Annotated in this window: 14 protein-coding genes; 6 read left to right on the top strand and 8 right to left on the bottom strand. The window is 71.3% G+C overall.

Features of this window, described 5'->3' with window-relative positions; translation table 11 throughout:
* Positions 1 to 426: 426 nt before the first annotated feature.
* A complete protein-coding gene (locus tag AB0D57_RS01845; RefSeq protein ID WP_362065886.1) occupies positions 427 to 981 on the top strand; it encodes a DinB family protein in 555 nt (184 codons plus the stop codon).
* A gap of 91 nt (positions 982 to 1,072) precedes the next feature.
* Here AB0D57_RS01845 and AB0D57_RS01840 read toward each other — a convergent pair whose 3' ends face one another.
* From AB0D57_RS01840 to AB0D57_RS01825, 4 genes are all read right to left on the bottom strand, one after another.
* Positions 1,073 to 1,219, bottom strand: a complete 147-nt coding sequence (locus AB0D57_RS01840) for a hypothetical protein (protein ID WP_362066192.1) — start codon at positions 1,217 to 1,219, stop codon at positions 1,073 to 1,075.
* Positions 1,220 to 1,281: 62 nt separating this feature from the next.
* Positions 1,282 to 2,028, bottom strand: a complete 747-nt coding sequence (locus AB0D57_RS01835) for an endonuclease V (protein ID WP_362065884.1) — start codon at positions 2,026 to 2,028, stop codon at positions 1,282 to 1,284.
* A gap of 23 nt (positions 2,029 to 2,051) precedes the next feature.
* A complete protein-coding gene (locus AB0D57_RS01830) occupies positions 2,052 to 2,378 on the bottom strand; it encodes a plasmid stabilization protein (RefSeq protein WP_362065882.1) in 327 nt (108 codons plus the stop codon).
* Between the two features lie 62 nt (positions 2,379 to 2,440).
* Positions 2,441 to 3,529 (bottom strand): oxidoreductase, encoded by a 1,089-nt coding sequence (locus tag AB0D57_RS01825; protein ID WP_362065880.1) that lies wholly within the window; start codon positions 3,527 to 3,529, stop codon positions 2,441 to 2,443.
* A 248-nt stretch (positions 3,530 to 3,777) separates the two neighbouring features.
* Here AB0D57_RS01825 and AB0D57_RS01820 point away from each other — a divergent pair, with 248 nt between their 5' ends.
* Entirely contained in the window at positions 3,778 to 4,194 is a 417-nt protein-coding gene (locus tag AB0D57_RS01820) for an SsgA family sporulation/cell division regulator (protein ID WP_362065878.1), read from the top strand.
* Positions 4,195 to 4,202: 8 nt separating this feature from the next.
* Here the strand turns inward: AB0D57_RS01820 and AB0D57_RS01815 are convergent, their stop codons facing one another.
* Positions 4,203 to 4,496 carry an isocitrate lyase/phosphoenolpyruvate mutase family protein gene (locus AB0D57_RS01815; protein WP_362065876.1) on the bottom strand — a complete coding sequence of 98 codons (294 nt, stop codon included), beginning with the start codon at positions 4,494 to 4,496 and terminating at the stop codon, positions 4,203 to 4,205.
* Positions 4,497 to 4,689: 193 nt separating this feature from the next.
* The gene (locus AB0D57_RS01810; protein ID WP_362065874.1) at positions 4,690 to 5,367 is read right to left on the bottom strand and encodes a GPP34 family phosphoprotein; all 678 of its coding nucleotides are present in this window, start codon (positions 5,365 to 5,367) and stop codon (positions 4,690 to 4,692) included.
* 303 nt (positions 5,368 to 5,670) lie between these two features.
* On the opposite strand from AB0D57_RS01810, the gene AB0D57_RS01805 reads away from it, so the two are divergent.
* The 3 genes from AB0D57_RS01805 (at position 5,671) to AB0D57_RS01795 (ending at position 9,462) form a co-directional block, all read left to right on the top strand.
* Positions 5,671 to 7,305, top strand: a complete 1,635-nt coding sequence (locus tag AB0D57_RS01805; RefSeq protein ID WP_362065872.1) for an ABC-F family ATP-binding cassette domain-containing protein — start codon at positions 5,671 to 5,673, stop codon at positions 7,303 to 7,305.
* Positions 7,306 to 7,482: 177 nt separating this feature from the next.
* Positions 7,483 to 8,259: a dimethylargininase gene (gene ddaH / locus AB0D57_RS01800; protein WP_362065870.1), complete on the top strand. Its 777-nt coding sequence runs from the start codon at positions 7,483 to 7,485 to the stop codon at positions 8,257 to 8,259.
* A gap of 225 nt (positions 8,260 to 8,484) precedes the next feature.
* A complete protein-coding gene (locus tag AB0D57_RS01795; RefSeq protein WP_362065868.1) occupies positions 8,485 to 9,462 on the top strand; it encodes an acyl-ACP desaturase in 978 nt (325 codons plus the stop codon).
* Between the two features lie 27 nt (positions 9,463 to 9,489).
* Here AB0D57_RS01795 and AB0D57_RS01790 read toward each other — a convergent pair whose 3' ends face one another.
* Entirely contained in the window at positions 9,490 to 12,852 is a 3,363-nt protein-coding gene (locus AB0D57_RS01790) for a hypothetical protein (protein WP_362065866.1), read from the bottom strand.
* Between the two features lie 26 nt (positions 12,853 to 12,878).
* On the opposite strand from AB0D57_RS01790, the gene AB0D57_RS01785 reads away from it, so the two are divergent.
* A complete protein-coding gene (locus tag AB0D57_RS01785; protein ID WP_362065864.1) occupies positions 12,879 to 13,019 on the top strand; it encodes a hypothetical protein in 141 nt (46 codons plus the stop codon).
* A 65-nt stretch (positions 13,020 to 13,084) separates the two neighbouring features.
* Here AB0D57_RS01785 and AB0D57_RS01780 read toward each other — a convergent pair whose 3' ends face one another.
* Positions 13,085 to 13,330, bottom strand: coding sequence for a WhiB family transcriptional regulator (locus tag AB0D57_RS01780; RefSeq protein WP_362065862.1), 246 nt, complete (start codon positions 13,328 to 13,330; stop codon positions 13,085 to 13,087).
* Positions 13,331 to 13,332: the final 2 nt, after the last annotated feature.

The following is a 13,332-nucleotide window of genomic DNA, read 5'->3' as shown; positions in this document are numbered from 1 at the left end:
CAGGCTTTTGTCGCACTTTCCAGTGATGGTGCGTCTGCGAGGTGCAGGAGCGTGATGGTGCGCCCGGTAGCGTGCGTGTCACTGCGAGGCCGGTGGGAGCAGCAATCACGATTCCGGTCTCCTTGAGAATCCGCCCCGTGCCCAGGAAAGCGACGCGGGGTCCCCGCCCCCGCCCGGGTCCACACCGGAGCGAAAAGCGTCCGGCGGGGCGGACACCGCAGCCTCCGAATCGCCGCAGCCGACGGCGCCACAGGCGGCAGGTACCGCACACGATGAGCACCCGCACCGCACCCGGCGGCGACGGCCCACGGTCCACCGGCAGGCCTCCACACCCCGCCCGGCACGACGGACCGCTTCCCCGCATCCATGAAAACCCAGGACCGCCCAGGGAACCTCAGCTCATCAGCGACGCTAGTGTCGCGCCGTATGAGCGACGACACCATGACGACGGTTCTCCGGGAACCACCGATCGACGGCAGCGAGATCGACACCCTCCTGGGCGCCCTGGAACGCCAGCGCCGAACGTTGGCCTGGAAGTGCGGCGAACTCGACGCGGCCGGGCTGGGCGCGCGGCTCGGCCCGTCCTCGGTGACCCTGGGCGGCCTCCTCAAGCACCTCGCCCAGGTCGAGGACGAGATGTTCCAGGTGCGGCTCCACGGTCGGGAGCCGTCGGCTCCCTGGGACGCCGTCGACTTCGAGGCGGACCCCGACTGGGACTGGCGCTCTGCCGCCGACGACTCGCCCGAACAACTGCGCGCGCTCTGGGGCGAGTCCGTCGCCCGCTCCCGCGCGGCCGTGGCCGAGGCGCTCACGACAGGCGGCACCGAGCGGCCCGCGCACTTCACCACGGCCGACGGCAGGTCCCCGACCCTGCGCTACCTGCTCGTCGTCATGATCGAGGAATACGCACGGCACGTCGGTCATGCCGACCTCCTGCGGGAGGCGATCGACGGGCTCGTCGGAGAGGACCCGCCGCAGTGAGAAACCAGGAGGCTGCGACCACCGCGCCGACCATCGAGCACATCGCGCCCGACCGGCTCAGGGTCGTGCCTGCCGACCGCCGCAGAAGTGCCTACAAGGGCCAACCCAGCACCGTGTAGATCATCCCGCCGATCCAGGCGAGTCCGGCGATCACGGAGAGGAGCAGTGCGGCCATCACGACACGCTCGACCGGCTGGGAGGCGGTGGCGGCGGGCTTCGAGGAACGGTGCGTCGTCATGGGGTACAGCTTGCCGATCATGGCGACGGCACCACATCCGTACAGGTACTCAGAGAACGTACTCAGTCATCGGGTGGGGTCTCTGAGGCAGTTGCTTCCTGCAAGGCCTGCCTGCAGAGAGAGTCCGCGCGGCGGGTGGACTCCGGCAGGCGGTACTTCGAGGCGAGCGCGAGGGTGTGCGCGCACGCGTTGTCGAGGCTCATCCGGTGGCCGACCGAGACGAACACCGGCTTGATGCCGTCCTGGGTGCGCAGCGCACGGCCGACCTCCTCGACACCGCCGCCTTCGCCCGCGAGAAGCGGGGACGTGCTGCCGCGCCGGGCGCCCGGCTCCTCGTAGGAGAAGGTGAACGGGTTCTTGGCCACCCCGATGGTGGGAAGCCCGGTGAGTACGCCGAGGTGGCTGGCGAGGCCGAAGCGGCGCGGGTGGGCCAGGCCGTAGCCGTCGCAGACGACGAGCCCCGGCGCGCAGGCGAGCGCTTCGAGCGCGGCCAGCACGGTCGGGATCTCGCGGAAGGCGAGCAGTCCGGGAACGTACGGGAAGGAGATCTGTCCGACGGCGGTGGCCGCGGCGACGACGTCGAGGGTCGCCGCGTCGAGCACGACGGCCGCGGCGACGACGACGTCGCGCTCGTCGTCGTACGCCACGTCGACCCCCGTCACCCTGCCGGTGCCAGGCCGCGGTCCCGGTTCGTCGAGCACCACGCGCCCCCGCAACTCGTCCTGCACGGCGCGGGCCTGCTCCTCGGTCGCGGGCCAACCCGCGGGAATGCCTACGGTGTGAGAAGCGGTGTTCGTGACGGTCTTCATGGTGGTGACGAGCGTACGGGGTGTCACTGGTCGCCGAGTGCGCGCCGCAGCTGCTCCTTGTTCATGTCCGAGCGGCCGTGGATATTTCGGCGCTTGGCCTCCTCGTACAACTGGTCGTAGGTGGGCCCCTGGGCGCCCTGGTGGGAGCGCAGGCCGCCGCGCCTGCCGGACGAGATGTCCTGGGTGGACGTGCGGCTCGCGGTCTTCGACTCGCCGGACCGCGCGCGCTCCTTGTTGACGGTGCGCGCGGCGATCTCCTCGGCGCGTTTGCTGCTCTCTCCCCTGTCGAGCGCGCTCTCCTTGATGTGCTCGTACTGGCGTTCCCGCTTGGGGCTCGATCCACGGGGCATGGCTGATCACTGCTCCCTTCGCTTCACGAGTACCCGTTGCCTCAGGGCCCACACCGCACGGGTCAGCGTTCCAGGCGTGCCACCCTGCCCTTCTCGCCGGAGGCCCAGCAGCCCAGGTCGGAGGTGCAGTCGACGGTGTCGTACGAGCCGCTGTCGAGGGTGTGCCAGGTGCGGCCGGCGTCGGTCGTGAGGTCGGTGCCGGTCGGGCCGACCGCGAGTGCGACGGTGCGGCTGTGCGGGAGCCAGCTGACACCGGAGCGGTACGCGGGCGGCGGCTGTGCGGCAAAGGCCCAGGTGCGGCCGACGTCGGAGGTGAGCGCCGCCGCCTGGGGTGACGCCTGGTCGGCTCTGTAGTCGCCGCCGACCGCGAGGCCGTGGACACGGTCACGGAAGGCCAGGGCGAAGACACCGCGCGCCGGGTCGCCCGCCGGGATCGGCGTGTCGGTCGCCTTCCAGGTCAGTCCGCGGTCGGAGGAGTGCAGCACGCGCGCGCGTGCAGCGCCGCCGGTGGCCAGCCACACATCACGTGGCCCCGCACTCACCAGGCACTGCCCGCTCGCCGCGAAGCCCGCCTCGCCGTCCTGCGCCGCGGGCATTCCGTCGTTGGGCAGCACCTTCCAGGAACGTCCGCCGTCGCTGGTGGACAGGATGCGGAACTTCCCGTCCACGGGGTCGCTCATCGCCAGCCCGTGGCGCCGGTCGAAGAAGGTCAGGCAGTCGTAGAAGGCCTTCGCGTCGGTGTTGCGGAAGGACTCCGTCCAGGTCGCGCCGCCGTCGTCGGTCCTGAAGACCCGGGAGGCCTCGCCCTCGCCGATGGCCAGGACCACGGCGCGCCGCGCGTCGAACGCCTCGATGTCCCGGAACTCCAGTTCGGCGGCGCCGGGCGGCGAGACGTTTCGCCAGCTCGCGCCGCCGTCGGTGGTGCGCAGCACGGTGCCCTTGGAGCCCGCCACCCAGGCGGTGTCCCGGGTGACGGCCGACAGGCCGCGAAACCGTACGTCCGTGCCGCTGTCCTTGAGTTTCCAGTGGGCCGCCTTCCCCGCCTCGTGCGCCTGCGCGGGCGGCGCCATGAGCGCGGCGGCGAACGCTGCCGCGCACAGTCCCACGGTGACCACCCGACTCGTACGTCTCGACTTCCCCAAGCCCCTCATGGCGGGCGAAGCTAGCCCACTCCCCGGCTGCCGTCCAGATGCCCTCCGCGGGAACCCGGAGGCCTCCGTGAGTGTCCTCTTCGGTATCCCCGGCATGACGGGACCGGAAGGGGACCATCGCAGTGAATGAACTCGGTGACAGAGGTCACTCGGGTTGCAGGTGCACTCGATGGCCCATTCTTTCGTCTCTTCAATTGCCTGGCCTCATTCGCCCGGAGTAGGTCCAGCCGTCACAAGGGAGCAAGGCGTTGTCCACCGTCATCGAGCAGCCCGTAGAGGCCCGCCTCGTCGCCGCCGCGCCGCGGATGCCGAGCATTCCCGCAACGCTCCAGTACGACCGACGCGACCCCTTCGCCATCCGTATGACCTTCCCCGCCCCGGCCACGCTGGAGGGAGTGGAGGTCTGCTGGACGTTCGCACGCGAGCTGCTCGCGTCCGGCATGGAGGAGGCGGTCGGGTACGGCGACGTACGTGTGCGGCCGTACGGCTACGACCGCACCGTTTTGGAGTTCCGCGCCGTCGAGGGCACTGCCGTGGTGCATGTGCGCTCGGGCGAACTGCAGCACTTCCTGCGGCGCACCACCGAACTGGTGCCCGTCGGGCTCGAGCATCTGCAAGTGGATCTGGACCACGACCTGGCGGAGCTGATGCGGGGCACCTGCTGAGCCTCCCCTCAGCGACTGCCGCCCGCTGGAGAGTTGAGCTCGGTGTAGTCGAGCCCACCGCGCAGCGAGTCACAGGTCCCCGCGCTCAGCAGCTCCCGCGCGGCGCGGCGGACCACGGCGTGCGCGGCCAGAGCGATGCTCGAACCCACGCTGATCCGGGCGACGCCGAACGCGGCCGGCTCGGCGACGGGCGGCGCGTCGGGACCGACCAGCACATTGAGCGGGCCCTCGACGCCCGCCACGAGTGACGTGAGCGTCGCCGGGCCGACGGTCCCGGCCTGCTCGACCAGGAGCGCGCTCATCGTGTCTCAGGCGTTGGGCAGGACGAGCGGGCGCCCGGGCACGTGCAGGGCGCGGAAGGCGAGGGCGGCTTCCTGGCGGGGGTTCGGGTTCGTCATGGGGCGATTCCGTCACCTGGTGCGCGCCGGGGCCGGCAGGAATGCGACCTGTACGTGAGGTGGGCGCCCGGAGGCTGCTCCCCTCTCTTCGTACCGCTCAGCCGCTGGTCGCCGCCGTCGTGGCCGCCGTCGTCGACGCCGCGATCACCGCCGTGCGCACCTCCTGGATGACCCGCTTCAGCGCCGGGGCCGCCGCTCCGCTGCGGTCGGTCAGCTCCTCGATGCGCTGCTTGTGCACTCGGCGCTCCTTGCCCGGGGCGAGGGTGCGGAGTTCGGCCGCGACGGCGAGGGCGACGAGTGCCGCATCACGGTCGGCGATCTCGTCGACGGGCACCGGGCCGTGCAGCACCTCCCGTGCCTCCTCCTGAAGCGCGTCCACCACGGTCACGCGATCCAGCTGGTAGTCCACGGACGGGAAGAGCCCGAGCACCCGCTTTTTCTCGGCCCTTAGGTATCCCTCGGCCGCGAGCTGTGCGCGCACGGCGTCGAGGGTGACGTGCGCCCGCAGCGTCACCCACGCCTTCCACTTCCGCGGCCGGGACTCCTCGACGAGTTCCAGGAGTCCGTCGAGCACGAGGTCCCCCGTGCGGGCATCGATGTCGACCGGCGTGGCGATACCGTCCACATCGGTGAGCAGTCCGCGCTGGGCCAGTTCGGTGAGGGCGCCCGCGCGCACCAGGTGGTGGAGGTGGGTCGCACCGGTGACCTTGAGCCTCGTGGTGTCCCAGGCCAGCAGATAGAGCCGGACGGGGAGCGAGAGCGAGCCGTTCGGCACAAAATCTCCTTCGCGTCGTCGGGGCCACGTTAATCCTTTGACAGCCTCCAGGGCCGCTCCTACGGTGTAGAGCGGTCCTATTGTCGTCGATCGGAGAAGGACGTTGCTCGTCTGAGGTCTGAGACACCGCGTCACACACAGCCGGCTCTCTCCGGTCCTGTGTGCGCAGCGTGCGACCTCGGCGTACGAGCCGTCCTCCGGTACAGGGCCTTTCTGCTTCCCTCCGGCCTGGATTCGTCGTCAGCCACCTCGCGGTGTCCCGAACGCGTGCCCCTGACCACACCCAGCAACCGCGAGGCTTATATGTCTACCTTCCCCACCTCCATCACCTGTACCTCCCTCTCCTTCGTCTGGCCGGACGGAACCACCGTCTTCGACGACCTCCAGATCGCCTTCGGCCCCGGCAGGACCGGTCTCATCGGCTCCAACGGATCGGGAAAATCCACCCTGTTGAAGCTGATCGCGGGCGAACTCGCCCCGGTCGACGGCGCGATCCGCGTCGCGGGCGAGATCGGCTATCTGCCGCAGAACGTCACGCTCGACACCGGTCTGCGGGTCGACGAGGCGCTCGACATCGCCGCGATCCGCGCCGCGCTGCACGCCATCGAGGCGGGCGACGTGGCCGAGGAGCACTTCGAGGTCGTCGGCGACGACTGGGACGTCGAGGAGCGGGCACTCGCCATGCTCGGTGAACTCGGGCTCGGGCACATCGAGTTGGACCGCACCATCGGTGAACTGTCGGGCGGTGAGTCAGTGCTGCTGCGGCTGGCCGCGCTGCTGCTGCGCCGACCGGACGTACTGCTGCTGGACGAACCCACCAACAACCTCGACCTGTACGCCCGGCGGAGGCTGTACGCGGCCGTCGAGGCCTGGTCCGGGGTCATGGTCGTGGTCAGCCACGACCGCGAACTCCTGGACCTCGTCGACCAGATCGCGGATCTGCGCTCCGCCGAGGTCACCTGGTACGGAGGCAACTTCTCCGCGTACGAGGAGGCGCTCGCCGGCGAGCAGGAGGCCGCGGAGCGCATGGTGCGCGTCGCCGAGGCCGACTTGAAGAAGCAGAAACGCGAACTGGTCGACGCCCAGGTCAAGTTGGCCCGACGCAAGCGGTACGGGCAGAAGATGTTCGAGCAGAAGCGGGAACCGAAGATCGTCATGGGTGCGCGCAAACGGGCGGCTCAGGAGTCCGCCGGCAAGCACCGCATCATGCACGAGGAGCGGCTCGCCGAGGCGAAGGAGCGTCTCGACGACGCGGTGGAGGCCGTACGGGACGACGACGAGATCCGCGTCGACCTGCCGTACACGGCCGTGCCGCCCGGCCGCACCGTCCTCACGCTGGAGAACCTCGAGCTCAGGTACGGCGCACGCGTGAACGGCGTGTTCGACCTGCGCGGGCCCGAGCGGATCGCGCTGATCGGGCGCAACGGCGCGGGCAAGACCACGCTGCTGCGGACGATCGCCGGGGAGCTGGACGCGGTGTCCGGCGGGGCGTGGGTCCATGTGCCCCTGCGGTTCCTGCCGCAGCGGCTCGATGTCCTCGACGACGAGCGGACCGTCGCCGAGAACGTGGCCCGCTTCGCGCCGGCCGCCACCAACAACCGGATCCGGGCGCGCCTCGCCCGCTTCCTGTTCAAGGGGGCGCGGGCCGACCAGCGGGCGGCGACGCTGTCGGGCGGCGAACGCTTCCGGGCGGCGCTCGCGGCACTGATGCTGGCCGAGCCCGCGCCGCAGCTCCTGATGCTCGACGAGCCGACGAACAACCTCGACATGGCGAGCGTCCGGCAGCTGACCACGGCACTGGAGTCGTACGAGGGCGCGCTGATCGTCGCCGGTCACGATGTGCCGTTCCTGGAGTCGATCGGAATCACACGCTGGCTGCTGCTGGAAGGAGGAGAACTGAAAGAAACCACGCCGGAAGCTGTCGGGTATCCGACATAGCGCCGGGCCCGGGGGCTGTCTAACCTCGGTGCCAGGGGCGACCGCGCATCTGATTCGGGAGTTGCCCGATCTCCGTCCGGGAGCGCCGTACGCCAGGCAGAGGCAAGGGCTTTTGCGCGCGCGGGCGGCGCTGCATGATGTTGCGCCGACGCCCTCTGCCGATTCGGAGAACCCCTCGTGCCCAGCCAGAAAGCCCTCATCCGCCGGCCCAGCCCCCGTCTCGCCGAGGGGCTGGTCACGCACATCGAGCGCGAGAAGGTGGACGTCGACCTGGCGGTCGAGCAGTGGGAGGCGTACGCGGAGGCGCTGCGCACGCATGACTGGGAGACCGTCGAGGTCGATCCGGCCGACGACTGCCCCGACTCGGTGTTCGTCGAGGACACCGTGGTCGTCTTCCGCAACGTCGCGCTGATCTCCCGCCCGGGCGCCGAGTCCCGGCGCGGCGAGACCGCCGGGGTCGAGGAGGCCGTCGCCCGGCTGGGCTGCTCGGTGAACTGGATCTGGGAACCGGGCACCCTGGAGGGCGGCGATGTCCTGAAGGTCGGCGACACGGTGTACGTGGGCCGCGGTGGCCGCACCAACGCGGCCGGGGTCCAGCAACTGCGGGCGGCCCTCGAACCGCTCGGGGCGCGGGTCGTCGCCGTACCCGTGAGCAAGGTGCTGCATCTGAAGTCGGCGGTCACCGCGCTGCCCGACGGCACGGTGATCGGGCATGAGCCGCTGGTGGACACACCGTCGCTGTTCCCGCGCTTCCTGCCGGTGCCGGAGGAGTCCGGTGCGCACGTCGTGCTGCTCGGCGACGGAAAACTGCTGATGGCGGCGAGCGCCCCGAAGACCGCGGAACTGCTCGCGCGCCTCGGCCACGAACCGGTTCTGGTGGACATCAGCGAGTTCGAGAAACTCGAAGGGTGTGTGACATGCCTCTCAGTACGACTTCGAGGGCTGTACGCCTGAACGAGTGATCGAGACGCCCGTCCGGCCTCGGAATCCGCGATCGCGGGGCGGGTCCACGGCGGTCCCGGCCGGGTCCAAAGGTGCGCCGCACCCCCTTGAAGACCCCCGCTGATCAGGCACTCTTTACACTGCGCTTAACCTACGGTTTCGTAACCTACGGTTTCGTAGCCTACGATGCCGTAGGTTTCGTCCCCGCTCAGTACTTTCCCGTCCCCTGGAGTACCCGTGACGATCACTTCTCCCCACCTTGGCAGCCCGTCCGCCGCCTGGACCGATGCTCGGCTGCTGTACGCGCTGGAGGAAGTGGTCGAGACGGAGCTCAACCGCCACCTGAAGGTGGCCAAGGACTGGATGCCGCACGAGTACGTGCCGTGGGGCGACGCCCGTAACTTCCCCGGCTTCTTCGAGGACGGCGATGCCTGGGACAAGGAGCAGTCCAAGGTCACCGAGCTCGGCCGGATCGCCCTGGTCGTCAACCTCCTCACCGAGGACAACCTGCCGAGCTACCACCACGAGATCGCCTCGCTCTTCGGCCGTGACGGCGCCTGGGGCACCTGGGTGCACCGCTGGACCGCCGAGGAGGGCCGCCACGGCATCGTGATGCGCGATTACCTGCTCGCCTCCCGCGCCGTCGACCCCGACAAGCTCGAAGCGTTCCGCATGCAGCACATGAGCGAGGGCTTCGAGTCGGACAACCGCCACTCGATGCTGCACTCCGTCGCGTACGTCGCCTTCCAGGAGCTCGCGACGCGCGTCTCGCACCGCAACACCGGCCACCAGTCGGGCGACCCGGTCTGCGACCGCATGCTGGCGCGCATCGCGACCGACGAGAACCTGCACATGGTCTTCTACCGGAACCTGCTGAAGGCCGCGTTCGAGCTCGCCCCCGATCTGACCATGCAGGCCGTGCGGGACGTCATCGTCAACTTCCGGATGCCCGGTCACGGCATGCCCGGCTTCGAGCGGGCCGCCGCGCAGATGGCCATCGGCGAGGTCTACAACATGCGCATCCACCACGACGACGTGCTGCAGCCGGTGCTGCGCCACCTCAAGGTCCTGGAGATCGACGGCCTCGGCCCCGAGGGCCTGCAGGCCCAGGAGGAGCTCGGCTTCTTCATGGGCGGCCTGGACGCGGAGGCCGCGAAGTTCGACGAGAAGCTCGCGGCCCGCAAGGCACGGATGGCGGCACGCGCGAGCGCGTAGTACCGCCCCCTCAGCCCCTCTTTCTTTTCACTCGTACGCCGTCACCTGGTCCAGCGCCGCGTCCCGCACGTCGGCCACCGGGTGGCGGCGCAGTGCTCTCAGCCGCTCCCGCCAGGGGGCGGCCCAGCCCGTGCGGGCGCCCATCGCCTCCGTGACGGCCACGGCGAGCAGACCCTCGCCGTACCCGCCGTGAGCGGTCGACCGCCGTACCGCGGCGAGCAGCACCTCGGGATCCCCCTCGGACGGCCTGCTCTGCAACCGCTGCCCCAGCTCCTTGGCGGTCCGCACGGCGAGCGCCGGCCGGCCCTCGGTGAGGGCTGCCAGCCGCTCCAGCCGCACCGGATCGGTGTCCAGATCCAGGTGAAACACCGTGATCGCGGCCGCCTGCGGTACGAAGGCGTCGTACCCGGCGAGCAGTTCACCGGCGGCGAGGGCCACGGGACGGATGGGTCCCGGGACCAGCCTGGCCTCCCGGGCGAGGCCCGCGACGAGGTGGTCGACGCGCTGCCGGGCCGGTCGATCGCGTCGCTCGTCGGCATCGGCATACCCGTCACCTTGCGCAGCGGTCTCCGCCTCGGCCAACGCCCTCAGCGCCCGCTCCAGTGCCAGGCCACCGCGTGGTGAGCCCGCCGCCGCGGTCACCAGACCGCTCGCCGCCGCGCGCCAGTTCGTGCGCTGCGTCAGGTCGGCGATGGCGTCGGCGAGGACCGTCGGGGCCTGCGGGGACCAGGGCACCCAGCGGGCCAGCGCGTCGAAGGCGAGTCCGGCGGTCTCCGGGTCGTCGGTGGCGGACACGTCGCGTACCAGCCGGGCGTACCGCTCGCGGTGGGGTTCGGGCAGTTCCCACGGGGACACCCGGAGGACCGCGGTGCGCAGCACCGGTTCGGCGCCGGCGGCGTCGCGCAACAGTCCCCACACCGCTTCCTCGGCGAGCAGGCCGCCCGCGAAGGCCACGATGGCGGCGCGGACGTCGACGTGGGTGCCCGGCGCCGCGTACGCCTCGGTCAGCAGCGCCGCCGCCCGCGGCACCGGCAGTCGCACGGCGGCGAGCCGGGCGGCCTCCTTGCGACTGGTCACCTTGGCGCGCGGCGCGAACAGCACCGCGCGCAGTTGCTCGGCAAGGCGCGACGGCGCCGCGTACCGGGACGCCTGGGTGGCGGCGTACACGGCGACCCGCGCCCGCTCCGTGCCCGCGTGCGCCAGCAGCTCGGGCAGTGTGTCGGCGGGCCGGTCGGTGCGGGCGAGCGCGGCCAGGGCCGCTTCGGCGAGCACCACGTCCGGGGAATCCGTCCAGTGACGTACGAGATCGGCGCCCGTGTCCGGGACGAGCGCGCTCTGCATGACGGCTGCGGCCCGCTGGTACAGCGGCAGCCCGGCGTCCTCGGCCTCCGCCGCCAGCTGCCGGGCCACCGCGAGCTGTTGACGCGGTACCCAACGCCGTACGTCGCGGTCCACCGGTACGGTCCAGGGGGTGCCCTTGGTCAGAAAGCGCCCGTACGGCGGGGCGTCGGCCAGCAGCAGGTCGAGCAGATCGGTGCGGCGCCGGGTGACGACCTGGAGGACGGGCCACAGCGCACCCGCGGACGGTTCGAGCGCGAGGATACGCGCCACCCGCTCGTCCCGGGTCGCGGGCGGCTCCAACCAGAGCTCGACCGCGCTGCGCACGGTCGTGTCGTTGCCGTACCGGATGGCCTGCCACAGGAGTTCCTGCAGCTCGGGCATGCCGGCGGCGCGGCGCCCCGCCGCGCGGGCGAGCGCGAAGGCGAGGCTGTAGTCGGACTTCTCGGCGCCCGCCTCGATCCAGGGGCGCAGCGCCTCGTACACCTGGTGCTCCTGGCCGCGGCGCAGCCTCGCGTCGAGCCGGCCGAGGTCGGCGCCGCCGGTGTTGCCGGATATCCGGACCAGGGTGCGCAGCGCCCAGTTCACCAACTCCCGTCGCCCGCCCGCCGCGTGCTCGCGCAGGACGGCGAGGGCGAGCCGGCCGAGGTGCTGCCGGGTGGCGGGCGAGGAGTCGCGGGCCTCGACGGCGTCCGCGGCGATCCGGTCGAGGTGCGGTTCGGCGTCCTCGGTGAACAGCGCGGGCCGGACCTCGGACAGGGCGTGGAGCGCGGCGGAGCGGACCGGGTCCTGCTCGTTGCGCAGCCGTCCCATGTCCTCCAGTACGGAGGTGACGGCCGCGGGGTCGCCTGAGCGGGCGGCGTTGCGGATGAGCAACGGCCAGGCCTCGGCGCGGTCTTCGGCGGCCGGGCGCCGGGTGGCCTCGACGAGCCGTTCGCGCACCTCGGCGACGGGCAGGAAGGACTCGGCGAGCAGCAGGGAGTTCCAGCGGGCGCCGCGTTCGCGGGCGACGGCGGCCATCCGTCGGGCCTCCTCGGCGACAGCACTGCGCGGCAGCACTTCGAGGATGACCGTGTCGATGGTGACGTGTCCGGCTCCGCGGTCTTCCTCCGCGCTCCGGTAGAAGGCGTGGCGTCGGGCGGGCGGCAGCGCCTTCAGGAGCGGCGCGAGATCGCCCCACTCTGCCAGGACCTGGCCGTAGGCGGCGAGTTCGGGCGCGCCGGAGCGGGCCAGTCTGCGCAGCACCGCGGGGCCCAGGGCCCGACTGCGGCGCGCGGCGATTTCACCCGGTGTGAGCAGCAGCTTCAGGCAGCGGCTCGCGTCGGCCGCCGCGAACGCTCCGAAGTGGTCGTGGAACAGGTGGGGAACGGCGCCCGGCCGGAAGCGTTCGAGCAGGTCCAGCACGCGCAGTGGCTCCGCGGGGACCGTGGCGGCCACGCCCGGTGCGTACCGGCCCCACCAAGTGGCTCGCAAAGCCTCGGGCAGCGCCGTCAACTCCCCTTCCGCGACGTCGAGAAGCGGGCCGGGATGCCGCTTGGCGAGCGTCTTCCACCCGCTGACGGCGTGGAAGAGTTCGGGGAGCAGACGGGCGACCGTCTCCGGGGCGCAGGCGGGCAGCAGCCATGCCGCGTCCGCGTCGCCCCAAGCCTGCCGCCGGCCTTCCAGCAGCCGGTCGGCGAGCGCGGTCCGCCGCCCCGCGACGATCGCGCCCAGCAGCTGTCTGCGGACCACTTCCGGGGCGTCCTCGAGCGCCGACTCGTAGGCGGAGTCGGGTACTTGGAGGCTTTCGGCGACGCGCAGCGCGTGTCCGCGCACGAAGCTGTCGGGGTCGGCGATACGGTCCGCGATCCATTCGGCGTCCCGGACGACGGACGCCGCGACGACGGCGATCCCGCGACCGTACGGTCCGCGGCTTTCGAGCTCCTCCAGAACCGGCCGCAGCGGCGCCACCTCCCTGACCATCAGGGCGAGCTCGCGCATGCGGTGCGGGAACGGCAGCGGATCGAGGACGTTCAGCAGACTCTCGGCGTACTGCTGCGGGGTGCGGGACATGCGGGGGATTCTGCCTGCTGAAAGCCATGCGGCGTACCTCATTTACCGTGCGGACGGCCGGGCCGCTGCAGAATCATGCGCCCATGCAGGACAACAGCGCGTCGGGACAGGCGGTCGGGTTCCTGCTGGGTCTGATCGGGTCCGACGACGCGGAGGCGGTGCGGTGACGGATCGGGGCGCCGCACCCGCCCGTCCTGGCCGCAGGGCCTACTCAGCCGTCCTGGCCGCAGGCCTACTCAGCCGTACGCCTGAGGCTCATCCTCTCCTTCTCGGAAAGGCCACCCCAGACCCCGAAGCGTTCGTCGTTGTTCAGGGCGTACTGGAGGCAGGCGGAGCGCATCTCGCACATGCCGCAGATGCGCTTCGCCTCCCGCACCGAGCTGCCCGGCTCGGGAAAGAAGAAATCGGCCCCGGTCTGCGCGCACAGTGCCTGGTTCTGCCAGTCGATGTCGGCCGGGGCGATGGTGTCGGTGTGCATGG

This window comes from Streptomyces sp. NPDC048275 (genome assembly GCF_040652275.1).
Lineage (GTDB): Bacteria > Actinomycetota > Actinomycetes > Streptomycetales > Streptomycetaceae > Streptomyces.
The sequence above is the reverse complement of the archived record's forward strand: the minus strand, read 5'-3'. Positions and strand labels throughout refer to the sequence as shown.